The organism is Pseudomonas sp. ATCC 43928 (genome assembly GCF_005938665.2).
Taxonomy (GTDB): domain Bacteria; phylum Pseudomonadota; class Gammaproteobacteria; order Pseudomonadales; family Pseudomonadaceae; genus Aquipseudomonas.
Window position 1 is genome coordinate 3,962,216 of sequence record NZ_CP041753.1, and the last position, 26,429, is coordinate 3,988,644.

Consider the following 26,429-nt stretch of genomic DNA (forward strand, 5'->3'; position numbering starts at 1 on the left):
CCGCGTCCAGGCAGTGCACGTCATAAAAGCGGTGGAGTACACGTCAATGACAGCATCAATCCATTCCGGTCGCTCCCGGACCAGTGCGATTTTCCGAGTGACCTCGGGCAACTTCCTCGAGCAATTCGATTTCTTCCTTTTCGGCTTCTATGCCACGCAGATCGCTGCCGTATTTTTCCCTGCCAGCAGCGAGTTTGCGTCCCTGATGATGACGTTCGCGGTGTTCGGCGCGGGCTTCCTGATGCGTCCGTTGGGCGCCGTGATACTGGGCGCTTACATCGATGATGTGGGGCGCCGCAAAGGGCTGATCGTCACCCTGTCGATCATGGCCAGCGGTACGATTCTGATTGTGCTGGTGCCCGGATACGAAACCATCGGGCTATTCGCCCCGGCCATCGTGCTGATCGGCCGATTGCTGCAAGGCTTCTCGGCCGGTGCGGAACTGGGCGGTGTATCGGTGTACCTCGCGGAGATCGCCACTCCCGGCAACAAAGGTTTCTTCACCAGTTGGCAATCCGCGAGCCAGCAAGTGGCGATCATCGTCGCGGCGGCTTTGGGCTATGGTCTGAACCAATGGATGGCGCCGACGATGATTGCCGATTGGGGATGGCGGATTCCGTTTTTCGTCGGCTGCATGATCGTGCCTTTCATCTTCTTCCTGCGCCGTAACCTGGAAGAAACCGAAGAGTTCACCGCCCGTAAACATCGGCCAAGCATGGGCGACGTGTTCCGCACCCTGGGACAGAACTGGGTCATCGTGTTCGCCGGGATGATGATGGTCGCCCTGACCACTACCGCGTTCTATCTGATCACCGTGTACGCGCCGACCTTCGGCAAAACCGTGCTGCACCTGAATACCTCCGATGCGCTGTTGGTGACCTTGCTGGTGGGCGTTTCGAATTTTTTCTGGTTGCCGATTGGCGGCGCGCTTTCAGATCGCATCGGTCGTCGCCCGGTACTGATCGCCATGGCGTTGCTGACGTTGGCCACGGCCTACCCAGCGCTGACCTATCTGGTGCAAGCACCGAGTTTCATCAACATGCTGTTGGTGCTGCTGTGGCTGTCGTTCATTTATGGCTTGTACAACGGCGCAATGATCGCCGCACTGACGGAAATCATGCCGGTCGAGGTTCGGGTCGCAGGTTTCTCTTTGGCTTATAGCCTGGCGACGGCGGTGTTCGGCGGTTTCACACCGGCCATATCGACCTTCCTGATCCAGTACACCGGCGATAAGGCCGCACCCGGTTACTGGATGAGTTTCGCCGCGTTCTGTGCCCTGTGCGCGACGCTGTTTCTCTATCGCCGTGCCTCTGGCCGCCTGCAACCGGCCGTGTCGTGAACCACCCAACCTCTAACTGCGAGAGCTATTTGATGAAAAGGTTTTTCAACTTTACCGCCCTGGCCCTGGTGGCCAGTCTCGGTCTGAGTTCGATCGCCCAGGCTGAAGAAATCCGCGTAATGACGTCCGGTGGTTTCACGGCGGCCTACAAAATCCTCGGTCCGAAATTCGCCGAGTCTAGCGGCAACACCCTGGACACCGCCCTCGGTCCATCCATGGGAAAGGCCCCGGAAGCGATTCCCAATCGTCTGGCCCGCGGTGAGAAAGCCGACGTGGTCATCATGGTCGGCTATGCCCTCGACGACCTGATCAAGCAAGGCAAAGTCGATCCCGCTTCACGGGTCGAACTGGCGGATTCGCGGATCGGCATGGTGGTGCGTGAAGGTGCGCCGAAGCCGGACATCAGCTCGGTGGAAGGCCTGAAAAAAACCCTGCTCGACGCCAAGTCAGTCGCCTACTCCGACAGTGCCAGCGGCGTGTATATCGAGGATCAACTGTTCAAGCGTCTGGGCATCGAAAACCAGCTCAAACCCAAATCGAAGATGATCCCGAAAATCCCGGTGGGCTCGGTGGTTGCCACCGGCGATTATCAACTGGGCTTCCAGCAGGTCAGCGAATTGCTACCGGTGCCTGGGGTGAGTTTTGTGGCGAAAATTCCGGAATCGGTGCAATCGGTCACCCGTTTCGCCGCCGGTATTCCGGTCAATGCGCAACACCCGGCCGAGGCCAAGGCGCTGCTTGAGTACCTGGCCTCCAGCGCAGCCCAGCCGGACGTAAAAGCGACGGGGCTGGACTCAGTCAGCCACTGACCGAAGGTTGCTGGACTTTCATTTCCACCACCAGGCGCTCCAACGCCAATGCCGCCGGGGTTAACGTACGACCCCGGCGCTTGATCAACCCGACATTGCGCATCACCTGCGGATCGGTCAACGGTACCCGCGTCAGAATCGGGTGGTCCGCCGCCGGCATCGCCATCAACGGCACGGCAGCCACGCCCAACCCGGCCTCCACCAGACCGATCATGGTCGTCACATGACGGGTTTCGCAGATGCTCGGCCGCTGCGGCACCACGCCAGCCAGCGCTTGATCCAGCAAAAAGCGATTGCCCGAAGTCTTGTCCAGCGAGATGTAATCCTGCTGATAAAACTCATCCCATGTCACGCTGCTGCGTCCTGCAAGGGGGTGATCTCGTCTGCACGCCACCACATAACCTTCCTGCACCAGCGGCTCGAATTCGACTTCGGCCTCCAGGGTGCCCATGAAGCTCAAGCCGAAGTCCGCTTCACCGTTGACCACGGCACTCAATACCTCGTGAGCACTGGAGTCGAGCACCTTGACCTTGATCCGCGGAAATTGCCGATGGTAGTGGGCGATCACACGCGGCATGAAGTAGTACGCCGCCGACGGCACACAGGCGACGGTGACATGCCCGAGCCGGGTCGAGGCGACTTCGCTGATGCCCAGTAGCGCCACGTCCAGGTCATCCAGCAGGCGTTCGACGCTGGGCATGAAACCACGCCCGGCCTGAGTCAGGCTGACCCGGCGAGTCGTGCGTTCGAACAATTTCACGCCCAGAGCGTCTTCGAGCTTTTCGATCCGCCGGCTGAGGGCTGGTTGGGAGATGCGTACGGTGTCCGCAGCCTTGCGAAAGCTGCCCTGCTCCACCACGGCGCGAAAGGCTTGCAGATCGTTAAGGTCGAAGTTGATGGTCATGGTGCGCACTCGGGAACGAACAGATTGATCAGCTTATCCTATGAATGTCACTAATTGATGCTAAATGTTACGACATCTTGGGTGCCTGCAAAACTGCCATCGCGAGGCCCAAACATTTTCGTTCATGGCTGACGCATCCGGCTCCAGCCTTTATCCTTATCGCCCCCGCCGTATCGAGTTTTTGGAGTTTCGCATGCCCCATGAAGGCAACCTGTTACAAGCCGCTGTCGTCTTTTTGTTCGCGGCGGTGCTCGCCGTTCCCTTGGCCAAGCGCCTGCAACTGGGGGCGGTGCTCGGCTATCTGTTTGCCGGGGTGATCATCGGGCCGTCGGTGCTGGGTTTGATCGGTAATCCACAAAGCGTCAGCCACATCTCCGAACTCGGGGTGGTGTTGTTGCTGTTCATCATCGGCCTCGAGCTGTCGCCGCGACGTTTGTGGGTGATGCGCAAATCGGTGTTCGGCGTGGGCCTTGCGCAGGTGCTGTTGACCGGTTCGGTGATTGGTGTGCTGGCGTTGTTCGTGTTCGGCCAGTCCCTGAACAGTGCCATCGTGTTGGGCCTCGGCCTGGCGTTGTCGTCCACCGCGTTTGGCTTGCAAAGCCTGGCCGAGCGCAAGGAGCTGACCAGCCCCCATGGGCGGTTGGCGTTCGCGATTTTACTGTTCCAGGACATCGCCGCGATCCCTTTGATCGCGATGGTGCCGTTGCTGGCCGGCGGTGATCACACCAGCAGCGCGGCCGAAGATTTGAACCATGGCTTGCGGGTGCTGGGCAGCATCGCGGTGGTGGTGATCGGCGGGCGTTATCTGTTGCGCCCGGTGTTTCGCGTGGTGGCCAAGACTGGTCTGCCGGAGGTGTCCACCGCCACCGCATTGCTGGTAGTGATCGGCACGGCGTGGCTGATGGATCTGGTGGGCGTGTCCATGGCACTCGGCGCGTTCCTCGCCGGTTTGCTGCTGGCGGACTCCGAATACCGTCACGAACTGGAAGCGCAGATCGAACCGTTCAAGGGCCTGCTGCTGGGGCTGTTTTTCATCAGCGTCGGCATGGGTGCCAACTTGAGTCTGCTGCTCAGTGCGCCGGTCGTGGTGCTGGGGCTGACCCTGCTGCTGATCGCCATCAAGCTGCCGCTGCTGTTTGTGGTCGGTCGACTGGCCGGAGGGTTGGGCAAGGTTAATGCGATTCGTCTGGGGATCGTGCTGGCGGCCGGTGGTGAGTTTGCCTTCGTGGTGTTCAAGATCGGTCGGGACCAGGGCTTGTTCGAGCCGCGCCTGTACGACTTGCTGGTGTTGACCATCACCCTGTCGATGGCGCTGACGCCGCTGTTGCTGCTCGCCTGCGCACGCCTGGTCAAACCCAAGGTGCAACCGGTGGAGGTGCCACAGAAGTTCCGTGAAATCGACGCCGATACGCCCCGCGTGGTCATTGCCGGCATGGGCCGTATGGGGCAGATCGTGGCGCGGATTCTGCGGGCGCAGAACATCAAGTTCATCGCCCTCGACACCTCGGTGGAAACCATCGAACTGTCCCGCAGCTTCGGCGGCGTGCCGGTGTTCTACGGCGACCCGATGCGCCCGGAAATCCTCAGCGCGGCCAAGGTCGAGCAAGCGGAGTTCTTTGTGATCGCCACCGATGATCCGGACACCAACATCAAGACGGCCGAGGTGGTGCACAAGCTGTATCCGCACATCAAGATCATCGCCCGTGCCCGTAACCGTCAGCATGTGCACCGGTTGGTGGATGTCGGGGCGCAGGCGGTGCGGGAGACCTATTACTCCAGCCTGGAAATGACCCGGCGCACCCTCGTTGGACTGGGGCTGACCCAAGCCCAGGCGGATGCGCGGATCAAGCGCTTTACCCATCACGACGAACAGGTGCTGGAGGCTCAGCACGCGGTGTATGACGATGCGGCCAAGGTGATGCAGACGGCGCAGGAAGCGCGGGCGGAACTGGCGAAGTTGTTTGAATCTGATCAGCTGGAAGAGCAAGCGGGCAAGGTTTGAGGTGACAGTGATGACTTCATCGCGAGCAAGCTCGCGATGAACGATAACGCAGTGTTCGAGGCAGCCCGAACGTCCAGGGAAACTTATCGCTGACGCTCGTTGACACCCGCACCAAAGCCCTTGGGCAGCATGCGCGTGAGCGTGTTGTCGCGAACCCAGTAGTGATGGACCAACCCCGCCGCCGCGTGCAAACCGATCAGCCAGTAGCCGGCACTGCCGAGCCACTCATGCCAATGTTTGAATTGCTTGGCCAGCACGGGATCAACCGCCACCGGCGCCGGCAGGAAGAAATCGAAATACGGCATTGGCTTGCCACCGGCGGCCAGCATCAACCAGGCCAATAGCGGTGTTGCAATCATCAGCACATACAGCGCCAGGTGCATTAGGTGCGAGACGCCGGTCTGCCAGGTTGACAGGGCCGGGGTAATCGGTGGCCGGGGCGTGAGACGCCCGAGCAGGCGGACCCAGACCAACGCAAAAATGCTCAATCCGAATAAGCCGTGAAGCCCCAGGAAAAGGCCCCTCGAATCACTTCCACGGGGCAGTAGCCCTTTGATCTCGATGCAGCCATAAACGCCGACGAACAGCGCCAACATCAGCCAGTGCAAGGTGATCGAGAGTTTTCCATACCGGTGTACTGCTGAATCTCGGGTCATACAGAGCCTCTTGAAGATCGGTGGCGGCTGCCGACTCATTTCGTGCAGCCTGGATCCGGTTTCGTCGAACCGACCGGCGCCACCCTGCCTGTCCAGTCTTAAGACAATCTGAAGATAACCTTCAGACTTCGTTAAGAATCGCCTTTGATACTCCCCCCAAACTGACTCGGGGAGGCGTTCTTACCCATGCACGATTTTGACTGGAACATTCCTCTGCCCCTGCACTTCGGTCAAGCCGAATCCTCGCAGATGAGTCTGGCCAGGGCCTTGCCGGACGATACCCAGCGACCCGTCTTCGAAGCTTTTATCCAGCAGCGTTTTCGCAAGGCCCATGGCGCCGATATCCGCCATTTCATGCCGCAACTGTTCGGCATGAGCGATGAGTCCGGCACGCTGTGTGCGGTAGCCGGCTTACGACTGGCCAGTACCGAACCCTTATTTCTGGAGCGTTACCTGGACGAGGCGATCGATACGCTGATCAGCGCCGCTGCTGGCCAACCCGTGGACCGGGCCGGCATTGTCGAGGTCGGTAACCTGGCCGCCAGCGATACCGGCAGCGCGCGACTGAGCATCATCGCCATCACCTACCTGTTGGCCATGGGCGGGCTGGAATGGGTGGCGTTCACCGGCAATATCGGGCTGGTGAACAGTTTCCATCGCCTGGGCTTGAAGCCGGTGACGCTGTGTGCCGCCGACCCCGAGCGGCTGGGAGAGGACCGTCACCACTGGGGCAGTTATTACGAGAGCCAGCCATGGGTGCACGTCGGCAACATCCGCGCCGGTTTCATTCATCTGCGCAACATCGGCCTGTTCAATCGCCTGGGGCTGCCAACCTCCCTTGAGGAGTCCAGCCATGTCGCCTGAAATGGAGCGTTTCAAACAAACCCTGCGCCATCACGCCGAACACAAAGGCAACGCCGTCGCTCTGTGGGGCGATCAGTTGAAACTCGACTACGCCACGCTGTACGCCGAGGTCACGGATCGCCAACAGCGTCTTCGTGATGAGCACGTCAAAGTGGTCGCGCTGGCTCTGGACAACGGTACCGAGGCGATGCTCTGGGACCTGGCCATCCTGTTCGAAGGCCTGACCTGCCTGACGTTGCCGCCCTTCTTCAGCCCGGCACAACGCATTCATTGCCTGCAACAGAGCCAGGCCGAACGGGTGATTGCCGAGCCGGAACTGGACGCCGAACTGCAAGGGGCCGGCTATGAACACACAGGCGAATTCTGGCGTCGTTCCTTCAGCGGCCCGAACCTCATCCCCGAAGGCACCGCCAAACTCACCTTCACTTCCGGCACCACCGGCACACCCAAAGGTGTATGCCTGAGCGCCGAAAGCCTTTTGCGAGTGGCCCGTGAACTGGATCAGGCGAGCAAGCCCACCCATCCGCGACATCACCTGGCACTGCTGCCCCTGGCGATTCTGCTGGAAAACCTCGGCTGTTATGCCGCGCTGTATGCCGGCGCGACCCTGAGCGTGCCGAGCCAGAAAACCCTGGGCATTCAGGGGGCCAGCGGTGTCGATGTGCCGCGCTTGTTGGGGTGTCTGGCCTCCCGCGCGCCCGAGAGCTTGATCCTGGTGCCACAGTTGCTGCTGATGCTGGTCAGCGCCGCCGAGCAAAAGGCGTTCACCCCCCAATCGTTGCGTTTTGCCGCCGTGGGCGGTGCGCGGGTTTCCGAAGAGCTGCTGCACCGTGCCCAACGCATCGGCATGCCGGTGTACGAGGGTTACGGGTTGTCGGAGTGCGCGTCGGTGGTGTGCCTCAATCGCCCCGGAGCACACCGCCCCGGCAGCGTCGGCCGGCCCCTGCCCCATGTCGGGATTCGCCTGGCCGACGATGGCGAAGTGCTGGTCAAGGGCTCGACCCTGCTCGGCTATCTGGGGCAAGCACCCTACCACGATGAATGGTGGCCGACCGGCGATCTCGGCGAGTTCGACCCGGAAGGCTTTCTCTACCTCAACGGGCGCAAGAAACATCAGTTCATCACCAGTTTCGGCCGCAACGTCAACCCGGAATGGGTCGAGGCCGAACTCACCCAGCGTCGCCACATCGCTCAGGCGTTCGTCTACGGCGAAGCGATGCCGAGCAACCACGCCCTGCTCTGGCCCCATCGACCGGACTGCACCGATGAAGAGCTGGCTACCGCCGTGGCCCAGGCCAATGAGGCCTTGCCCGATTACGCTCAGGTTCATCACTGGACCCGTCTCGATCAACCCTTCACCCCCGCCAACGGCCTGCTGACCGCCAATGGCCGACCGCGCCGCGATGCCATTGTCGAGCGTTACCGGGCGCTGCTCACTGAATCCGTTTTCCCCGAGGTATCTGCACCATGAGTTTTTTCGACACTCTGCAAGAAGCCACCCAGCAGGAACGCCACGAGTTGTTCAACCTGCCGATCATCCTCGATGCCCTTGAGGGCAACGTGAGCCTGGACAGCTACCGCGCCTTCCTCGCCCAGGCCTACTATCACGTGCGCCATACCGTACCGTTGATGATGGCATGCGGCGCACGTCTGCCGCAGCGCCTGGAATGGTTGCGCAAAGCGGTGTGCGAGTACATCGAGGACGAATACGGCCATGAACAATGGGTACTCGATGACATCGCGGCCTGTGGCGGTGACAAAGACGCCGTGCGTGACGGCCGTCCATCGCTGCCAATCGAGTTGATGATCAGCTTCCTCTACGACCTGATTGCCCGGGACAACCCGGTGGGCCTGTTCGGCATGGTCAACGTGCTGGAAGGCACCAGCATTGCTCTGGCCACCCACGCGGCCGGCAGCATCCGCGAACGCCTGGCGCTGCCGGAGACCGCCTTCAGCTACCTGAGCTCCCACGGCTCACTGGATATCGAACACATGCAGACCTACCGCCGCTTGATGAACCTGCTCGAAGACCCGGCCGACCAGGCTGCGGTGATTCATGCCTCGAAGGTCGTGTACACGCTCTACACCGACATGTTCCGTGGCCTGCCGCGCGATGGGGAGAATCTGCATGCGCCCGTCTGAGGCTCGCGTGGTATTGACCGGCGCCAGTGGCGGCATCGGCCTGGCCATCGCCGGCACCCTGTGTGCCAGTGGTGCACACGTATTGGCCGTGGCCCGGCATCGAGAGTCGCTGGAGCCCTTGCTTGAGCGCTACCCGGAGCAGTTGCGCTGGGTCGGGGCGGACCTGACCCTGCCCGACGACCGGCGCAAAGTGCTGGCGGCGGCCGAGGCCATCGGCGGCATCAACCTGCTGATCAATGCCGCAGGCGTCAATCACTTCGCCATGCTCGAACAGCTCGATGACAGCGAGATCAACGCCATGCTCGCGGTGAACGTCGGCGCGCCGATCAGCCTGACCAAGTTATTGCTGCCGCTGCTCAAGCAGGCCGAGAGTGCCATGGTGGTGAACGTCGGTTCGACCTACGGCTCCATCGGCTACCCCGGTTACGCCAGCTATTGCGCCACCAAGTTTGCCCTGCGCGGTTTCTCCGAAGCCCTGCGCCGGGAACTGGCCGATACCCGGATCAACGTGCTCTACGTCGCCCCCCGGGCGACCCGCACCAGCATGAACAGTGCGGCGGCCCAAGCGCTGAACGATGCGCTCAAAGCCAATGTCGACGACCCGCAAACCGTTGCCTCGGCGGTCATCCACGCCATTGCCGGTGACCGTCGCGACTTGTACCTGGGCTGGCCGGAACGCTTTTTCGTGCGCCTGAACAGTCTGTTGCCGCATCTGGTGGACCGTGGCTTGCGCAAGCAATTGCCGCTGATCCGTCGCCTGAGTCAGAAGACCGATAAAGAGAGCCTCAAACCATGAAGAAAATTCTCGCCTGCTTGCTGTTCGGGGTACTGAGCCAAAGCGTCTGGGCGCTGGACGCCGCCGATCAGCAGCGCCTCAATGCCATTCAACAAAGCTGGGCGCACATCCAGTACGAATTGCCCGCCGAACAGCGCAGCGCCGCCTTCGAAAAACTCGCAGCCCAGGCCTCGACGTTCACCCGGGAACGCCAATCCCTGGCCGAAGCGTGGATCTGGTCCGGTATCGTCACCAGCAGTTGGGCCGGCGCCCAGGGTGGCCTCGGTGCCCTGAGCAAGGCCAAGGCGGCCAAAGTCGATCTGGAAAAAGCCCTGGCCATCGATCCCAAGGCCCTGCAAGGCTCGGCCTACACCAGCCTCGCGGCGCTGTATGATCGGGTGCCCGGCTGGCCTATCGGTTTCGGCGACGCCGACAAGGCCGAAAAACTGTTGAAGCAGGCCCTGGACCTTAACCCGACCGGCATCGACAGTCTGTACTTCTGGGGCGATCACCTTTACCGTCAAAAGCGCTATGGTGAAGCCAAGCAAGCACTGCAAAAAGCCCTGCAAGCAGCGCCCCGCCCTGGCCGGGAAAGCGCCGACGCCGGACGGCGCAAAGAGATCGAAGCGTTACTGGTGGACGTGAACAAAAAACTCAACTGACAGGAGTCCGCGTGCGTTTATTACTGATCGAGGATGACGTAGCCCTTGGCGAGGGCATTCATCAGGCCCTGGGCCGTGAGGGTTACACCGTCGACTGGCTGCAGGACGGCAGCAACGCCTTGCATTCACTGCTCAGCGAAACCTTCGATGTGGCCGTGCTCGACCTCGGCCTGCCGCGCATGGACGGTCTGGAAGTGTTGCGCCGCTTGCGTGACAGCGGCTCGAACCTGCCGGTGCTGATCCTCACCTCCCGGGATGCCACTGAAGACCGCATCGCCGGGCTGGATGCCGGCGCCGACGATTACCTGGTTAAACCCTTCGATCTGGCCGAACTCAAGGCTCGCCTGCGAGCTTTGTTGCGCCGCAGTGCCGGTCGCGCGCAAGTGCTGATCGAACACGCTGGCATCTGCCTGAACCCCGGCACCCAGCAAGTCAGCTATCAGGGCGAACCGGTGGCGCTAACGCCCAAGGAATATCAACTGCTCCATGAATTGCTCTCGCCTCCGGGCCGGGTCATGACCCGCGATCACCTGATGCAACTGCTTTACGGCTGGAACGAAGAAGCCGAAAGCAACACCCTGGAAGTGCACATCCATCACTTGCGCAAGAAGTTCTCCACCGACCTGATCCGCACCATTCGTGGAGTGGGTTATCTGGTGGAGGAGCGTCGATGACTTCGATCCGGCGTCGTACCCTGACGCTGATCATCGGCCTGATGCTGACGGGGTTGGCAATCCTCAGCGTGTTCAACCTGCACGACAGCAATCACGAAATCGCCGAAGTCTACGACGCCCAACTGGCGCAGAACGCCCGGCTGCTGCAGGGTGTGATGCGCATGCCGCTGGCCAGCCATGAACACGCCGAGCTGTATCAAGCGTTCAACAAGGCCTTGAGTGAAGCGGTGCCGGGCGTCGATGGTCACCCCTATGAAGGCAAAATTGCCTTTCAGGTGTGGAATAGCAAAGGCGAAGTGCTGGTGCACACCGCCAGCGCCCCCTCCTTCACCGTGCCGCCGACGACACATGGTTTCAGCGATGTGGTGGATTTGAGCAGCCGTCATTGGCGGGTGTTCGTGCTCGAAGACAAAGAGAATGACCTGCGCATCTGGGTCGGTGAACGGGACGACGTGCGTGCAGACCTGGTCGACCGGATCGTGCGTCACACCCTGTGGCCCAATGTGCTTGGCAGCCTGATGCTGGCGGCCATGGTCTGGCTGGCCATTGGCTGGGGGCTCAAACCCCTGGCCGATATGGCGGCAACGTTGCGGGCACGGCACAGCGGTTCTCTGGAGCCGTTGCAACTGACCCCGTTGCCCAGCGAACTGGAACCGATGCAAGCGGCGCTCAATCGGATGCTCGCGCAAATTCAAGAGGTGCTTGGCCGTGAGCGGCGCTTCATCGCCGACGCCGCCCACGAATTACGTACGCCACTGGCCGTGTTGCGGGTGCATGCGCAAAACCTGCTGGAAGCCGGCACGGAACAGGAGCGTCGTGAGTCCCTGGCGTTTCTGATTGCCGGGGTCGACCGCGCCAGCCGTCTGGTCAATCAATTGCTGACCATGGCCCGTCTCGAACCCAAGGCCGTGACGCCGGTGCTGCACAGCATCGACCTGAGTGAAACCGTGCGCGCCAGCCTGGCCCAGCTCACACCCTGGCTGCTGAGCAGGAACCTGGAACTGGCTTTCGACGCCGAGGACCGGCCTTTCAAAGTCCTCGCCGACGCCGGCACCATCGACATCGCCCTGAACAACCTGGTCACCAACGCGGCGAATTTTTCGCCGGAGCATGGCGTCATCACCGTGCAATTGAGCCAGGATGACGGGTTCTACAACTTGAGCGTCCAGGACCAGGGACCGGGCATCGACGAAGCGGATCGCGCACGATTGTTCGAACGCTTTTACAGCCGTGGAAACACCGGTGGCGCAGGCTTGGGACTGGCCATCGTCAACACCATCGCGACGCAGCTGGGTGGGCGGATTACCCTGGTCAATCCGCCAGAAGGCGGGTTGCGGGCGACGCTGTCCATTCCTGTTGACCAGCACCATTGAACACTCTGTGGCGAGGGAGCTTGCTCCCGCTGGTCTACGTAGCGGCCCCAAAATCTGAACAATCACCGATTTTTGTGAGTGCTACGCACTCAAGCGGGAGCAAGCTCCCTCGCCACAGGTTTCTCACTGACTCAAGATTCCATTACCCGAGCGAGGCTAGCCCGCGAAGAACGATAACGCGGTGTGCCAGACCTGACGCCTTCGCAGGCAAGTCGGATCGCCGCACCGCTCGTTCCTACAAAGGAATGGAACCTCGCAGCAGAGCCTGCTCACGCTCACACAACTCCACCACGTAATCCCACAACACCCGCAGCCGCACCGATTTGTGCAGCTCGCGCCGCGTACTGATCCAATAACTGCGCTGGATGCTTTCGTCCGGCAGCAACGGCACCAGTTCAGGATCGGCGCTGGCCATGTAGCACGGCAGCACGGCGATCCCCAGGCCCGAGCGTGCGGCCTGTTGTTGGGCGATGACGCTGGTGCTGTGAAACACCACCTGTGGATTGCGGCAGAAGCTGTTGAGGAACATCAGTTCCTGGCTGAATAACAAGTCGTCGACGTAGCCGATCCACGCGTGGCGGCCGAGGTCTTCGCGGCTGCGCAGCGGTGGCGAGCGGTCCAGATAGGCTTGGCTGGCGTAGAGCGCCAGTCGATAGTCGGTGAGTTTGCGGGTGACCAGCATGTCGGCGGCCGGGCGTTCCAGGTGAATGCTGATCTCCGCTTCACGGTTGAGGATGCTGACGAAGCGCGGCACCGCCACCAGCTCCACTTCCAGCCCCGGGTAGCGTTCGAACAAGCCGTTCATGCGGCTGGCGAGGAACATGATGCCCAGCCCCTCCGTCACCCCGACGCGGATCTTGCCCAGCGGCGCGGTGGATTGGGTGATTTCTTCCTGGGCCAGCAACGCGACGTTTTCCATGGCCTCGGCATGCTTGAGCAGCGCTTCGCCGGCCGGGGTCAATTCGTAGCCTTGGGCATGCTGGACGAACAGCGCGGTGCCGAGGCTTTTTTCGATGGCCTCGATGTGCCGGGCCACGGTGGCGTGGGTAGTGTTCAAGCGGCGGGCGGCGGTCAGCAAGCGGCCGCTGCGCTGCAATTCGAGAAAAAACCGCAGGTCATTCCAGTCGAACATGAACCATCCTTGACGTTATGCCGTTAATAACGCTGTTTAAAAACGCACAGCAGCTGCGCAAAAACTAACATTCTTTTAACGAAAGCTAACAACTAGGATGACCGACAACAAGAACAACAATACGAGGTAAGGGATGCAGACTTCCCTTGATGAATACGACTACATCGTGGTCGGCGCCGGCCCTGCCGGGTGTTTGCTGGCCAATCGACTGTCGGCCAACCCGCAACACCGCGTGTTGCTGCTCGAAGCCGGCGGCCGCGACAACTACCCGTGGATTCACATCCCCGTGGGTTACCTGTTCTGCATCGGCAACCCGCGCACCGACTGGTGTTTCAAGACCGAGTCGCAACCGGGCCTGCAAGGCCGCGCCCTGAGCTACCCGCGCGGCAAGGTGCTCGGCGGCTGTTCCTCGATCAACGGCATGATCTACATGCGCGGCCAGGCCGGCGACTACGATGGCTGGGCGGCCGAGGGTAATCCTGGGTGGGGCTGGCAAGACGTGCTGCCGCTGTTCAAACAGAGCGAAAACCATTTTGCCGGCGATTCGGAGTTTCACGGCGCCGCTGGCGAATGGCGGATCGAGCGGCAACGTCTGTCGTGGCCGATTCTCGATGCCTTCCGCACTGCTGCCGAACAAAGCGGCATTGCCAGCATCGATGACTTCAACCAGGGCGACAACGAAGGCTGCGGCTATTTCCAGGTCAACCAGAAAGCCGGGGTGCGCTGGAACGCGGCCAAGGCGTTTCTCAAACCGGTCCGTCACCGCACCAACCTCACGGTGCTGACTGATGTTGAAGTCGACCGCGTGCTGCTGGAAAACGGCCGTGCCTCGGCGATCAGCGCCCGTTGGCAAGATAAGGCGAAAACCTTCAAGGCGCGTAAGGAAATCATCCTGTGTGCCGGCTCCGTCGGTTCACCCGGCATCCTCCAGCGTTCCGGCATCGGCCCTCGCCCGCTGCTGCAACAACTCGGCATCGGCGTTGCCCATGAACTGCCCGGCGTGGGCGGCAACCTGCAGGATCACCTGCAACTGCGGCTGATCTACAAACTGGAAAACGCCCGCACCCTGAACCAGATCGCCGGCACGCTGTGGGGCAAGATGGGCATGGGCCTGCGTTATCTGTATGACCGCAGCGGCCCATTGTCCATGGCCCCAAGCCAACTCGGCGCCTTCGCCCGTTCGGGGCCGGAACAGACCTCGGCGAACCTCGAATACCACGTGCAACCCCTGTCGCTGGAGCGCTTTGGCGAACCGCTGCACGCCTTCCCCGCCTTCACCGCGTCGGTCTGCGATCTGCGCCCGCAAAGCCGTGGGCGCATAGACATTTGCTCCGCCGACCCGCGGGAAGCTCCGCTGATTCAGCCCAATTACCTGAGCCATCCCGAAGACTTGCGCGTGGCAGCCGACGCCATCCGCCTGACCCGCCGCATCGTTCGCGCCCCCGCCCTGCAAGCGTTCAAACCGGTGGAATACCTGCCCGGCGACAGTTTGCAGAGCGAAGAGCAATTGCACGAAGCCGCCGCCCGCATCGGCACCACCATTTTCCACCCGGTGGGCACCTGCCGGATGGGCAACGACGCGGAAGCAGTAGTCGACGCTGAGCTGCGCGTGCATGGAATCCCCGGCCTGCGCATCGCCGACGCCTCGATCATGCCGCGCATCACCTCGGGCAACACCTGCTCGCCGACATTGATGATCGCCGAGAAAGCCGCGCAACTGATCCTCGAAACAACCGCAAGGAGTTTTGCCCCTGACGAAAAAGCACTGACCGCAGTCTCTTGAGCAAAGGAATAGCGGCACCCGCCCACAAGGCTGGCGTCGACAGTGGAACAACAAAAACAATCACTGTGAGGGATACCGATATGTCAGAACATGTTCAGCCCCTGGAAGCCGTCCGCAGCGCGGGCACCAGTCAGGAAACCCAGAAAGTCATCTTCGCCTCGTCCCTGGGGACGGTGTTCGAGTGGTACGACTTTTTCCTCTACGGCGCCCTCGCGGCGGTCATCAGCAAACAGTTCTTCGCCGGGGTCAACGACACCACGGCGTTCATTTTCGCGCTGATGGCCTTCGCCGCCGGCTTCATCGTGCGCCCGTTCGGTGCGTTGGTGTTCGGACGGTTGGGGGACATGATCGGGCGTAAATACACGTTCCTCGCGACCATCGTCCTCATGGGTCTGGCGACTTTCTGCGTCGGTTTGCTGCCGACTTACGCGAGCATCGGCATCGCCGCGCCGATCATCCTCGTGGTGCTGCGCATGCTCCAGGGGCTGGCGCTGGGTGGTGAGTACGGCGGCGCTGCCACTTACGTCGCCGAACACGCACCGATCGGCAAGCGCGGCTTCCACACCAGCTGGATTCAATCCACCGCCACCCTCGGCTTGCTGCTGTCGCTGCTGGTGGTGCTCGGCTGCCGTTACTTCACCGGCGACCAGTTCGAAGTCTGGGGCTGGCGTATTCCGTTTCTGTTTTCGATCGTGCTGCTGGGCATTTCCACCTGGATTCGCCTGAGCCTGCACGAGTCGCCTGCGTTCGTGAAAATGAAAGAGGAAGGCAAACTCTGCAAGTCGCCGCTGCGCGACTCCTTCGGCAAATGGGAAAACCTTAAAGTGGTGCTGATCGCCCTGTTCAGCATCAACGCCGGGCAAGCGGTGACCTTCTATGCCGCGCAGTTCTACGTGCTGTTCTTCCTCACGCAGTTCCTGAAAATGGACCCGGCCCTGGCCAACAGTCTGCTGATTGTCAGCGTGATCATTGGCGCGCCGTTCTTCATCTTTTTTGGCTGGCTGTCGGACAAGGTCGGACGCAAACCCGTGCTGATGATCGGCCTGCTGCTGGCGACTGCACTGTACTTTCCGATCTTCAAGTCCATCGCCCACTACGCCAACCCGGCCATCGACCAGGCCAGCCGTCAGGCACCTATCACCGTGCTGGCCGACCCGGCCACCTGCACCTTCCAGTTCGACCCGGTGGGCAAGGCGAAATTTGATAGCCCGTGCGACAAGGTCAAAACCTTCCTGGTCAAACAGGGCCTGCCCTACAGCAGCGAAGCGGCCCCGACCGGCAGCGGTGTGCAGGTGAGCGTCGGTGACGTGAAGCTCGACGGCTTTGACGAAGCGGCCCTGCGTGGCGCAGTGACCCTGGCCGGGTATCCGTCAAAAGCCGACATCCAGCTGATCAATAAACCGATGATCGTGGTGTTGATCGTCGCGCTGATCATCATCTCCGCCATGTGCTACGGCCCGCTGGCGGCGCTGATGGTCGAACTGTTCCCGACCCGCATTCGCTACACCTCGATGTCCCTGCCCTATCACATCGGCAACGGCTGGTTTGGTGGTTTCCTGCCGACGGTGTCGTTTGCCCTGGTGGTGTACACCGGGGATATTTTCTACGGGCTGTGGTACCCGGTGGTGATTACCGGGGTGAGCCTGGTGGTGGGGATGATGTGTTTGCGGGAGACGAAAAACGTGGACCTCGATAAAAACTGAGCGCTAACGGGAGGTTAGTTTGTGGCGAGGGGGCAAGCCCCCTCGCCACAAAATGTTTTCTGCACATCAGGTCTTGAGCACCTCAAACGTCACTTCGTCAGGATAGAACGCCACATACCCGCCAATCTGCGCAACCGACACCTTGGGGTGCTCATAACTCCATACCGCATTGGCACCTTCATGCCCGGGGATCTGCAGGCTGTAATAGCTGGCATCGCCCTTGTACGGGCAATAGCTGGTGTGGTCGGTGCGGGCGAAATACTGTTCGGCGATGTCCTCCCGCGGGATGTAGTACACCGGAGGATAATTGGTCTCATGCATGACCAGCGCCCGAGTGGACGACGCCACTTGAATGCCATGGAACTTCACCACCACGCAGCCGGGTTGGGGGACGATGGAGATGGGACTACCGGCACCTGGGACTTTCATGAAAGGGCTCCTCCCTTGCTGTTCGCTGTAACCGCGATCCATCAGATATACCTCATGTTCCGGGATCACGGCGGTTGCACAGCCAAACGGCAGCAACGCCTTCGCCGCAAGCGCCAACGCCTTGGGACCAGCTACTTGCCATCCTCGATTTTGTATTCGTGCGGTGTCCAATACCTGCCCTTTGGAGGTTGCACATTGTTCTTGGTGTAGTAGTCGTACCAAAACATCGCCGTCGCCCAGATGGCTTCCGGGCTCGACGCCCGGGTTTCGAGCCCTGGAGTCAGATCCAGCCCTGCGCTGGCGTAGAGGGTTTCCAGCATGCAGGCCGACGGCAATCCAATCCCGTCATGTATCGGGTTCGGGGTGCGCGCCACGCCCCAAGAAAAAGCGAGCCAGCGCAATACGTTCTCCAGCGCATCTACGTAGGCGCGTCCTTTCTCGAATTGGTCGAGTTTGCTCAAAACTTCTTTCTGCGATTTGGGTAACGCAATGACTGCAATGTTTTTCCAGTGATCGGGGTCTTCCAGGTGCTGGAGAGGCGTCTCGACCACGCCGTTTCGCTCGGACGCAAACATGCCGGTTTCCGGTTGGAACAAGGGAACATGGAGAATGCTGGACTGTGCAATGCCTTTAGGTGAAACCTTGAGAAACGCCGAGGTGGACCAATAAGACGGCAACATGTCGAAGCGCAGGTGCGACTGACCGAGTCTCAGGCGCCACCCCAACGTATCGGTGGCCCCCAGCAACAACACATAGGATTGATCTGTGTTTTTTTTGTCGGCCAGTTCGTTGATAGCCCTGTCAATCCATTTAACATTGTCTTCTTTACCCTTGCGCCGTAGTTTTTGTATCTCGGGGTTGGATTTGGATACGGTTGTATATTTGGCGAGCATGACTCTTCTCCAGCATCAATGGCTTTATGTATTGAGCAAGGTAAATGGACCGGCTTTAGTGGCAGGCGAAGCGGGTGCGGTGACGGGGTGATACGTGACGTTCAGTTCCACGCCAAGCCCCAGGCAGGAAAATTCAAGAACGGCTACCTGGTTGCCACTCCAACCTTTCTGACCGACCGGGCGAAAAGACTTCTCCCCAATGTAGGCAGGAGCCAACTCGACTTCAGGATGAAGAGGCCAGCGTTTTCGCTCGCCGAAAATACTTCCTAGATGATCTTTGAGTCGCGCCACCTGATCGGCCCCCGGAGTGACCAGCAGACTCATTGGCGAACAGATGACTTCGGTCAGGGTGATTTGCCCGCGCTTGACACAGGTGGCCTGTGCAACACGGCTCCAGTGCACGTCCCCGGTCAGGAAAACCACCTGGATGCCATGTTGTCCCAGCCTCTCGAGCGTTTCGATAATTACCTTGAACTGTTTCTTATAGCTGGACAGTTCAGCATCGCCCATCTCGTCAAAGAACGGCGTCTTGACCAGCAGAGCCTGCCCGGTCGACAGCACGCCGATTCGCGGTATCCCCTGTTTCTGACAATCGATAAGTTCGCTTGCCCAGTGCTTGAACGCCTGTTCGGCTTCCTCTGGCATCAGACCGAAAGGGTCGTCGAAGTCTTGCTTGCGATAACTTCGGGTATCGAGAAACAGCATGAACAACGGCTCGATGTCCACGCGCAGCCAGGGCTTCTGCGCAGAGCCTCCCACCTGGTAGTCCTGGAACATCTCGAGCGCCGCATCGGCCCAAATATTCACACCGCCACCGGGGGTTGGGGCTGTCTGAGTCCCCCTTTTCCAGAACTGAGGCCAAGGGTAGTTATTCCAGAACTCATGATCGTCCGGGAGGCAGACGGCGGGCGCTTTGGCCAGTGCAGACTGAAGACTCGCCACATTGGTGAATGCAGATGTCCAGTTGCGTTGATATTTTGAGGAAATAACCTGCCGCAGTTCATCTTCCGTCGTCGGCAGGGTCTCGAAGGGCAGTTGATCGAGGTAGACCTGATCACCCGCGAACAATGCGATATCAGGCCTGATGGGCAGGCGCTGGATGAACCGCCCTACGTCCGCCTCGTCAGTTTCGGTGCAATAACAGGAAGAGAGCAGAATCTTGAAGCTCCCTTCCATTTTTTGCGGCACCTTGGCCGGCAAGGAAAAAACCCGCAGAGTGCAGGGTTCAAAGCTACCCCCCGCACGGACCACAATGTGATGCTCGCAACCAGCGCCCCTGGTTTTGAAGGTGAAAAGTCCCTGATAGTTGAGGTACCCCTTGCCCCGCTGTCTGTCCCGGATGGGGTGAAGTCCATCCACCGTGGCCGGTAAACACGGCGCGCCATCCACGGTAAATTCGACGGCCGGCGGTTGGGCCACACCAAACATCCCGACCCACAACTTGATCTCGTCGAGGGCGCCAAGTACTGGTCGAGCCATCAAATATGCCATTACCGCTCCTTGGGCCAGATGGCTCGAATACAGAGAAGTCCGATGTCGCTGCTTGCCGTTTATTAAAGCAAAGACTGGCAGGAACACCACGCAGCCAGCCTTCCACAATGAACGCGCAATCAATCGCAACGCATGAGCTGTACATCCATACAGATAAAGATTGCTCCATCGCTCATCAACCGCCATTCTGTGCACCTCTCGAACACTGATCGATGATGGTGGTTATGCGGCTGTACCTCTGTGAAAAACCTTCCCAGGCCAAAGATATCGCGGCCGTGCTCGGCGCTAGGCGTCGAGGCGACGGCTGCTGGCTGGGAACGGACGTCACGGTGACCTGGTGCATCGGCCACCTGCTGGAAACCGCGCCGCCGGATGCCTACGACGCGCGTTACAAGCGTTGGGTGCTGGCGGATCTGCCGATCATTCCCGAAAAATGGAAAATGACCGTCAAGCCGCGCACGGCCAGCCAGTACAAGGCAGTCAAACGCCTGCTCGGCGAGGCCAGTGAACTGGTGATTGCCACCGACGCCGACCGTGAGGGCGAGATGATCGCCCGGGAACTGGTGGAACATTGCCGTTATCGCGGGCCGATCCAGCGGCTGTGGTTGTCGGCCCTGGACGATGCATCGATCCGCAAGGCGCTGGCGGCGCTCAAGCCGGGGGCCGAGACGTTCAGCCTCTATCATTCGGCGTTGGGGCGCTCCCGGGCCGACTGGTTGATCGGGATGAACATGAGTCGGCTGTTCACCCTGCTGGGGCGTCAGTCCGGCTATCAGGGCGTGTTGCCGGTCGGTCGGGTGCAGACGCCGACTTTGCGCCTGGTGGTGGATCGCGACCGCAGCATTGCCGATTTCGTCCCGGTGGCCTACTGGGCCATCGACGTGCAACTGCTGCACGATGGCACTGCGTTCACTGCCCAGTGGCGTGCGGCGTCCGATGCTTGTGACGATCAGGATCGCTGCCTGAACCAGGCGCTGGCCCAGCAGGCGGCTGCAGCCATTGGCAATGCGGCGAGCGCTCGGGTGATCAAGCTACGTACCGAGCGCATGCGCGAAGTCGCGCCGCTGCCGTTCGACCTGGGTACTTTGCAGGAAGTCTGCTCGAAAAAACTCGGGCTCGGCGCCCAGGAAACCCTCGATATCGCTCAGGCCCTGTATGAAACCCATAAAGTCATCACCTACCCGCGCAGCGACTGCGGCTACCTGCCCCTGAGTCAGCACAGCGAAGCGCCGGGTATTCTGGCGGCGCTCCGGCAAGCCGATCCGGCCCTGAACGCCTTGCACGATTATCTGGAGCCGCAACGCCGATCGCGGGCCTGGAACGATGCCAAGGTCAGCGCACACCACGGCATCATTCCGACCGCCGCGGCGAAGAATCTTGATCGACTGGTGGGCAAGCAACGGGCGGTCTACACCCTGATTCGTGCGCGTTACCTGGCGCAGTTCCTGCCCAACCATGAATACGACCGCACCCAGGCCGACTTCGACTGCGCCGGTGAAGCCTTGCGCGCCGTGGGCAAGCAGATTGTCGAGCCCGGCTGGAAACGCGCCCTGCCCGAAGCCCTCGCGCCCGCCAAGGGCCGCGAAGCACCGGCACCGCAAACACTGCCGACACTGGCCGAAGGGCGTGACTGCGCGGTGGCTGACGTGAAACTCAAGGACCTCTGGACCCAGCCGCCCAAGCCATTCACCGAAGGCGATCTGATCAAGGCAATGAAGAATGTTGCCAAACTGGTGGAAGATCCGCTGCTCAAGCAAAAGCTCAAGGACACCACCGGCATCGGCACCGAAGCTACACGCGCCTCGATCATCCAGGGCCTGTTGGATCGTGGTTATCTGATCAAGAACGGCAAGGCCCTGGCCGCGACGCCGGCGGCTTTCAGCCTGATCGATGCGGTGCCGCGCGCGATTGCCGACCCCGGCACCACGGCGATCTGGGAACAGGCGCTGGACATGGTGCAGAGCGGTGAAATGAGCCTGGAAGAATTCGTCACCAAACAGGCCGCGTGGATGAGCAAGCAAGTGGCACGTTGCGCCGGCCTGAACCTGACCATCAGCGGGCCGGCAAGCCCGGCCGGGCGTGGCGCCACACCGTGGAAAAACAAACGCAAACCCGCCAAACGCAAGCCTTCGACTGGAACCAAGCGCGCGGCGAAACCGGCGGGCAAGGTTTGAGGGCAGCGAATCGAAATGGTCTAGTGTTCTTCAATGTCAGTTAAGACACGGAAGGTACGACCATGGCGACAATCAGGAGCCAGCCCTCGATAGAACTGCACGCCGCCCAGCGCGACGAACTGGAAACCATCGAAAACCTGATGCAGTTCTACATGTACGATTTCAGCGAATGGCTGCCGCTGAAGCTCGGGGAACATGGTTTCTTCAACATCCAGCCCAGACTGGACTACTGGCGCAACCCGGCAACCCGGCCGTTTCTGATCAAGGTCGACAGCGAGCTGGCAGGGTTCGTGACCGTGGATAACGAAACCCATATCGTCGGCGCCGAGTACAACATCGGCTACTTTTTTGTCAGTCGACGCTTTCGTGGCCAAGGTGTCGCGAAGTTTGTCGTCTCTGCCCTCTTGAGCCGCTTCCCCGGTCAATGGCAGATTTTCCACATCGATGCCAACCAGCCTGCGCGGCTGTTCTGGGCCAGGGTGATGCCCGATCTCACGGGCGGAGCATTCACCGTGCATCAGCTGCCGATCGACGGTTATCCATGCACCGTTTACCGCTTTGAAAGATTGCAGCCTTCGGCAACGCCTACAGGGCCGGGGTAAGCGCTGCCGAAGACTCCAAACGGTGGCCACGCTGACTTTCTAATTCCAAAACCACTTTGTCCGACAATATGTAGTGAACAAAAATAATCACTACAAAACCGTTGACGCCTCCGATTTGCCCTTGCATGATGCAGACGTCTCCCCGATCGGGAGTACAGGCAACACGTTTGAGCAAGTTCGTCTGACCGCCGAGCTGTTTTTCCCGGATACACGCTGCCCACAAGGCAGATTGAAGAAGCTGACCTGGCCTGAACGTCCAGAACAAGGGCGAGAAGCGCTAGCGATCAATCCTCATGAAGCTTGTGGCCGACCCTGAAAACGTCGGCAGTGGCCTCCAGGTTTTCGCTGCTTCTCTTCGTTGTGACGCTATTGCGTAGCAGTTATTCAACACGACTACATGCAACAGATGCGCGACCCCGTCGTATTGACGGTCGACCGCTGACGTCCTGGTTTCGGTGCCAGGGATCAACTAACCGATGGGCTACCTGTATTAGCGAATCAACTTTGAAAGATCACCAAATGGTCAAGGGGCTTACAATGAATCTGAACAATCAACCTACTATCGATGAACTGGCTCGTTTGTTCGCTGCGCAAAAAGACAGCCATGACAGCCATATTCTGTGGATCAGCAAATCGGGCCAGGTCCATATCGACTGCCTGTCGCCCCATGCCCACGAAGAAGAGTTCGACAAGAACAACCAGAACCTGCTGGCCCGCATGAAGATGTACCGTCGCGGCCAGGGCTATGTCGGCAAGAAAGCCGCGGCCGACAAGGACTTCATCGGTAATGTGCTGCAAACGCTGACACAGGCGTGGGCCTCGCTGCAGAACCAGAATGAAGTTCGGGTGATTGATCGGTTGTACTGATCTCTCCCAAACACAAGAAGGCCCCGCTCGTTTTATCGAGCGGGGCCTTTTTTATTCGTCACCGTCTGCACCTCTGACTTTGCACCGGGTCAAAAGAACAGGGCTATGGTTAACAGTGCGCTGGACATCGGTTTATCCGCTGGAGGTCTGCGATGAAAACAACCCTGACATTCATGCTACTGGCATTGGCGAGTGCAGCCCATGCGAACAGTCTCCCCGGCATTCCCGCCTTCGATGTGGACTGTCCCGGGAAAATCATGGTCCACGCCGACCAGGATGGTCCGGTGATGATCAACAGCAAAGAAGCCCAGACCAAAATGATCAATGATCGCCTTTTCGAGGCCAAGGGGCCGGATGTGACGATCTCGATCAGCATCGCGGATGACGACACGGTAGCCGTGACCTATACCAGCAAGAAAGGCGGCAATGGCATCTGCCAGTCGGTGGATGATTGATTCACACGCTGGTGCTGCCGGCCATCACCAGGTTCGCGAACGCCACAGACGCGGCACTGTGATAGTTGTTCTTCCTGCGCAGCAATGCCGCGTCGCGCCGGGGTGCCTCGCCCTGTAATTCAATTCGGCGCAATGCCCGTTCCGCCGTGGCGATGGGCTCCGGGAGGATGGTGGCCATCGGCGTGTGGCGAATGACCTCCAGCAACGTACTCACCGAATTCACCTCGATCGCCACCTTGGCCGTGATGTTCTGCTGCCGAAAATACTCGTCGACTGAGGATCGGGTGATGAAGTCCGGCGTCAGCAACGCGAATTCCAATTGCGCCATCTCCTTGGGCGATAGCGGGATCTGCCGCTCGTACAACGGATGACGGTGCCCGACCACCACACCCAGAGTCTCGACAAACGCCGGCACGCACTCGATATCCGGGCTCCTCACCGGGGTGAAGGCAATGGCAATGTCTAGCGAGTCATCAAGCAACCCCGTCTCGATGTCATCCATCGACAACTCGAAAATCTGCAGATGGATGTTCGGAAACTTCGCCGCGTAATCGCGCACCAGCGGCCCCACCAGATACGCCATGAACGTTGGCGTCATGGCCAGTCGCAAGGTGCCGCGAGACAAGTCCTTCACATCATGCAGCGCGCGTTTGCCCGCTTCCAGTTCCACCAGCACCCGCCGGGCGCATTCGATATAGGCCTGCCCCGCGTCGGTCGCTCTGACCGTGCGCGAGGTGCGGTCGAACAGGCTGACACCCAGGGTTTCCTCCAGTTGCCGGATCTGCTGGGACAGTGTCGGTTGGGAGACGTGCAATGCCTCCGCGGCGCGGGTGAAGCCGCCATGGTCGGCGACCGCCAGCAGGTAGCGCAAATGTCGGAGCAGCATGGGGCTCATCATCTATAGGCAGGACTTATGCAAAGCATTGTATATCGATCTTGGACGCTATGGATCAATCAACCGAAGATGGCTCCACTTTCCAGCCACAACCGATAGGAGTCACACCATGCAACAGTCCCACGCTTACCAGGACACCAGTCTGGCCCTGACCACTTCGATCCTCGATGCCAAGGCGCGCAAGAATTTGTCCTGGCAGGATCTGACTGACGGCACCGGCCTGGGTCTGGCCTACGTCACCGCCGCCCTGCTCGGTCAGCATCCACTGCCGGAAGCCGCCGCCAGAGTAATCGGCGAAAAACTCGAGCTGGACGCCGACTCCGTGGCCCGCCTGCAAATCATCCCGCTGCGCGGCAGCCTGTCGGGTGTTCCGACCGACCCGACCATCTACCGTTTCTACGAAATGATCCAGATCTACGGCACCACGCTCAAAGCCCTGGTTCACGAGCAGTTCGGCGACGGCATCATCAGCGCGATCAACTTCAAGCTGGACCTGAAAAAGGTCGAAGACCCGGAAGGCGGCTCCCGCGCCGTGATTACCCTGGACGGCAAGTTCCTGCCGCTGCGCCCGTTCTAAGTAACTGGCCACCTTTAGCAAGCGATACCCCGTAGCAGCTGCCGAGCCTGCGAGGCTGCTACGCCCCCTCATTCATTGCAAGGAAGTCCGCCATGAAAGCGCTCATCGAAGGTTTATTGAAGTTTCAGAAAGAAGCGTTTCCGCAACGTACCGACCTGTTTAAACACCTGGCCACCACCCAGCATCCCGGCACCTTGTTCATCACCTGTTCCGACAGCCGCGTGGTACCGGAACTGCTGACCCAGCAAGAGCCCGGCGAACTGTTCGTGGTGCGCAACGCCGGCAATATCGTGCCCTCTTACAGCCCGCATCCGGGCGGCGTGTCGGCCACGGTGGAATATGCGGTCGCGGTATTGGGCGTGACGGACATCGTGATCTGCGGTCATTCGGACTGTGGCGCCATGACCGCCATTGCCCAGTGCAAATGCATGGATCACCTGCCCGCCGTCAGCGGCTGGTTGCAGCACGCCGAGTCGGCCAAGGTGATCAACGAATCCCGCCCTCATGCCAGCGATGCGGCCAAGGTCAGTTCGATGGTGCGGGAAAACGTCATCGCCCAACTGGCCAATATCCAGACCCACCCAAGCGTGCGCCTGGCCCTGGAAAAAGGCCTGTTGAACCTGCATGGCTGGGTCTATGACATCGAAACCGGCTCGGTCGACGCCCTGGATGCCGGCAGTCACAGCTTCGTGTCGCTGGCCGAACACCCCGGCACTTGCGCCGTGCACGGCAAAACGGTCGAAGCCGCCTGAAGGTGTCGACCGCACAAGCTGCACCAGGCTTGGCGCAGCGTTACAAAGTGGACAGGCGCGCTACTGCGCCCGTCCTCGTTTCCCGGCCGGGAATGTGACACTCACACGGTCGCCCTGGTTATTTGTCGTCCGTCTTGGCTGACGATTGTGGCCGACGTTCAGGTGTGTCTTCAGCGTTGGGCGCTTCTGGAAAACTGCCTGGGGTGAACACATGAGTGAGCAATTCGCTGGCATCGATGTTGACGACACCAGGAACCGAACGGGCCAGAGCAACAGCGTGCTCACACTGTCTATGGGTATTGACGCGACCGCTCAATGCCACCGCACCCGCATGGGTTTTGACATGGACATTCAGGCCAAGAGTGGTATCGGCCAATGCCAGGGCCGACTTTACCCGGGTGGTAATCCACGTGTCGTGAACGACCGTTTCCAGACCATGGGAGTAATGTTGGAAGTCATGAAGTTTCATGGCGCAA

The 26,429-nt window shown here is 60.3% G+C and carries 26 protein-coding genes; 18 read left to right on the forward strand and 8 right to left on the reverse strand.

What is annotated here, in order from left to right; translation table 11 throughout:
* Positions 1 to 46 precede the first annotated feature (46 nt).
* Positions 47 to 1,339, forward strand: a complete 1,293-nt coding sequence (locus FFH90_RS17990) for an MFS transporter (protein ID WP_018929736.1) — start codon at positions 47 to 49, stop codon at positions 1,337 to 1,339.
* Positions 1,340 to 1,371: 32 nt separating this feature from the next.
* The gene (locus FFH90_RS17995; RefSeq protein ID WP_018929737.1) at positions 1,372 to 2,148 is read left to right on the forward strand and encodes a substrate-binding domain-containing protein; all 777 of its coding nucleotides are present in this window, start codon (positions 1,372 to 1,374) and stop codon (positions 2,146 to 2,148) included.
* Here the strand turns inward: FFH90_RS17995 and FFH90_RS18000 are convergent.
* The gene (locus tag FFH90_RS18000) at positions 2,138 to 3,052 is read right to left on the reverse strand and encodes a LysR family transcriptional regulator (protein WP_018929738.1); all 915 of its coding nucleotides are present in this window, start codon (positions 3,050 to 3,052) and stop codon (positions 2,138 to 2,140) included. The two genes, FFH90_RS17995 and FFH90_RS18000, sit on opposite strands and share 11 nt — an antisense overlap.
* A 193-nt stretch (positions 3,053 to 3,245) precedes the next feature.
* On the opposite strand from FFH90_RS18000, the gene FFH90_RS18005 reads away from it, so the two are divergent.
* On the forward strand, positions 3,246 to 5,054 hold the full coding sequence (locus tag FFH90_RS18005; RefSeq protein WP_018929739.1) for a monovalent cation:proton antiporter-2 (CPA2) family protein: 1,809 nt from the start codon (positions 3,246 to 3,248) through the stop codon (positions 5,052 to 5,054).
* Between the two features lie 83 nt (positions 5,055 to 5,137).
* On the opposite strand, the gene FFH90_RS18010 is transcribed toward FFH90_RS18005, so the two are convergent.
* On the reverse strand, positions 5,138 to 5,710 hold the full coding sequence (locus tag FFH90_RS18010) for a cytochrome b (RefSeq protein WP_026286689.1): 573 nt from the start codon (positions 5,708 to 5,710) through the stop codon (positions 5,138 to 5,140).
* 186 nt (positions 5,711 to 5,896) lie between these two features.
* Between FFH90_RS18010 and FFH90_RS18015 the strand changes: the two genes are divergently transcribed.
* From FFH90_RS18015 to FFH90_RS18045, 7 genes are read left to right on the forward strand one after another with little or no spacing between them, the layout of a single operon-like run.
* Positions 5,897 to 6,574, forward strand: a complete 678-nt coding sequence (locus tag FFH90_RS18015; RefSeq protein ID WP_138867767.1) for a thermostable hemolysin — start codon at positions 5,897 to 5,899, stop codon at positions 6,572 to 6,574.
* Positions 6,564 to 8,045 carry an AMP-binding protein gene (locus FFH90_RS18020; RefSeq protein WP_138867768.1) on the forward strand — a complete coding sequence of 494 codons (1,482 nt, stop codon included), beginning with the start codon at positions 6,564 to 6,566 and terminating at the stop codon, positions 8,043 to 8,045. Before FFH90_RS18015 ends, FFH90_RS18020 begins: the two co-directional genes overlap by 11 nt.
* The gene (locus tag FFH90_RS18025; protein WP_138867769.1) at positions 8,042 to 8,716 is read left to right on the forward strand and encodes a TenA family transcriptional regulator; all 675 of its coding nucleotides are present in this window, start codon (positions 8,042 to 8,044) and stop codon (positions 8,714 to 8,716) included. The genes FFH90_RS18020 and FFH90_RS18025 overlap by 4 nt, the downstream gene beginning before the upstream one ends.
* A complete protein-coding gene (locus tag FFH90_RS18030; RefSeq protein ID WP_138867770.1) occupies positions 8,703 to 9,512 on the forward strand; it encodes an SDR family oxidoreductase in 810 nt (269 codons plus the stop codon). Before FFH90_RS18025 ends, FFH90_RS18030 begins: the two co-directional genes overlap by 14 nt.
* Positions 9,509 to 10,153 carry a tetratricopeptide repeat protein gene (locus FFH90_RS18035; protein ID WP_111453473.1) on the forward strand — a complete coding sequence of 215 codons (645 nt, stop codon included), beginning with the start codon at positions 9,509 to 9,511 and terminating at the stop codon, positions 10,151 to 10,153. The genes FFH90_RS18030 and FFH90_RS18035 overlap by 4 nt, the downstream gene beginning before the upstream one ends.
* 11 nt (positions 10,154 to 10,164) lie before the next feature.
* Positions 10,165 to 10,827, forward strand: a complete 663-nt coding sequence (locus tag FFH90_RS18040; protein ID WP_018929746.1) for a response regulator — start codon at positions 10,165 to 10,167, stop codon at positions 10,825 to 10,827.
* The gene (locus FFH90_RS18045) at positions 10,824 to 12,200 is read left to right on the forward strand and encodes an ATP-binding protein (protein ID WP_138867771.1); all 1,377 of its coding nucleotides are present in this window, start codon (positions 10,824 to 10,826) and stop codon (positions 12,198 to 12,200) included. The genes FFH90_RS18040 and FFH90_RS18045 overlap by 4 nt, the downstream gene beginning before the upstream one ends.
* A 235-nt stretch (positions 12,201 to 12,435) precedes the next feature.
* Here the strand turns inward: FFH90_RS18045 and FFH90_RS18055 are convergent, their stop codons facing one another.
* The gene (locus FFH90_RS18055) at positions 12,436 to 13,332 is read right to left on the reverse strand and encodes a LysR family transcriptional regulator (protein ID WP_018929748.1); all 897 of its coding nucleotides are present in this window, start codon (positions 13,330 to 13,332) and stop codon (positions 12,436 to 12,438) included.
* 133 nt (positions 13,333 to 13,465) lie between these two features.
* Between FFH90_RS18055 and FFH90_RS18065 the strand changes: the two genes are divergently transcribed.
* Together FFH90_RS18065 and FFH90_RS18070 are read left to right on the forward strand one after the other, a co-directional pair.
* Positions 13,466 to 15,115, forward strand: coding sequence for a GMC family oxidoreductase (locus tag FFH90_RS18065; protein WP_138867772.1), 1,650 nt, complete (start codon positions 13,466 to 13,468; stop codon positions 15,113 to 15,115).
* Between the two features lie 80 nt (positions 15,116 to 15,195).
* Positions 15,196 to 16,818: an MFS transporter gene (locus FFH90_RS18070; protein ID WP_018929750.1), complete on the forward strand. Its 1,623-nt coding sequence runs from the start codon at positions 15,196 to 15,198 to the stop codon at positions 16,816 to 16,818.
* A gap of 66 nt (positions 16,819 to 16,884) precedes the next feature.
* Here the strand turns inward: FFH90_RS18070 and FFH90_RS18075 are convergent, their stop codons facing one another.
* The 3 genes from FFH90_RS18075 to FFH90_RS18085 form a co-directional block, all read right to left on the reverse strand.
* On the reverse strand, positions 16,885 to 17,247 hold the full coding sequence (locus FFH90_RS18075; RefSeq protein WP_018929751.1) for a DUF427 domain-containing protein: 363 nt from the start codon (positions 17,245 to 17,247) through the stop codon (positions 16,885 to 16,887).
* Positions 17,248 to 17,378: 131 nt separating this feature from the next.
* The gene (locus FFH90_RS18080; RefSeq protein WP_138867773.1) at positions 17,379 to 18,140 is read right to left on the reverse strand and encodes a hypothetical protein; all 762 of its coding nucleotides are present in this window, start codon (positions 18,138 to 18,140) and stop codon (positions 17,379 to 17,381) included.
* A 24-nt stretch (positions 18,141 to 18,164) separates the two neighbouring features.
* Entirely contained in the window at positions 18,165 to 19,817 is a 1,653-nt protein-coding gene (locus FFH90_RS18085; protein ID WP_138867774.1) for an alkaline phosphatase D family protein, read from the reverse strand.
* 38 nt (positions 19,818 to 19,855) lie between these two features.
* Here FFH90_RS18085 and FFH90_RS18090 point away from each other — a divergent pair, with 38 nt between their 5' ends.
* The 4 genes from FFH90_RS18090 (at position 19,856) to FFH90_RS18105 (ending at position 23,729) form a co-directional block, all read left to right on the forward strand.
* Entirely contained in the window at positions 19,856 to 21,805 is a 1,950-nt protein-coding gene (locus FFH90_RS18090) for a DNA topoisomerase III (RefSeq protein ID WP_138867981.1), read from the forward strand.
* Positions 21,806 to 21,867: 62 nt separating this feature from the next.
* Positions 21,868 to 22,407 (forward strand): GNAT family N-acetyltransferase, encoded by a 540-nt coding sequence (locus FFH90_RS18095; RefSeq protein ID WP_138867775.1) that lies wholly within the window; start codon positions 21,868 to 21,870, stop codon positions 22,405 to 22,407.
* 537 nt (positions 22,408 to 22,944) lie between these two features.
* A complete protein-coding gene (locus tag FFH90_RS18100) occupies positions 22,945 to 23,274 on the forward strand; it encodes a hypothetical protein (protein WP_018929754.1) in 330 nt (109 codons plus the stop codon).
* Positions 23,275 to 23,426: 152 nt separating this feature from the next.
* Positions 23,427 to 23,729, forward strand: coding sequence for a hypothetical protein (locus FFH90_RS18105; RefSeq protein WP_018929755.1), 303 nt, complete (start codon positions 23,427 to 23,429; stop codon positions 23,727 to 23,729).
* Between the two features lies 1 nt (position 23,730).
* On the opposite strand, the gene cynR is transcribed toward FFH90_RS18105, so the two are convergent.
* Positions 23,731 to 24,615: a transcriptional regulator CynR gene (cynR, locus tag FFH90_RS18110; RefSeq protein WP_086946213.1), complete on the reverse strand. Its 885-nt coding sequence runs from the start codon at positions 24,613 to 24,615 to the stop codon at positions 23,731 to 23,733.
* Positions 24,616 to 24,733: 118 nt separating this feature from the next.
* On the opposite strand from cynR, the gene cynS reads away from it, so the two are divergent.
* Complete coding sequence (gene cynS / locus FFH90_RS18115; RefSeq protein ID WP_018929757.1) at positions 24,734 to 25,201, forward strand: cyanase; 468 nt, start codon at positions 24,734 to 24,736, stop codon at positions 25,199 to 25,201.
* A 92-nt stretch (positions 25,202 to 25,293) separates the two neighbouring features.
* Entirely contained in the window at positions 25,294 to 25,953 is a 660-nt protein-coding gene (locus FFH90_RS18120; protein ID WP_019579449.1) for a carbonic anhydrase, read from the forward strand.
* A 118-nt stretch (positions 25,954 to 26,071) separates the two neighbouring features.
* On the opposite strand, the gene FFH90_RS18125 is transcribed toward FFH90_RS18120, so the two are convergent.
* Positions 26,072 to 26,422: a BON domain-containing protein gene (locus tag FFH90_RS18125; protein ID WP_081625598.1), complete on the reverse strand. Its 351-nt coding sequence runs from the start codon at positions 26,420 to 26,422 to the stop codon at positions 26,072 to 26,074.
* Between the last annotated feature and the right edge of the window lie 7 nt (positions 26,423 to 26,429).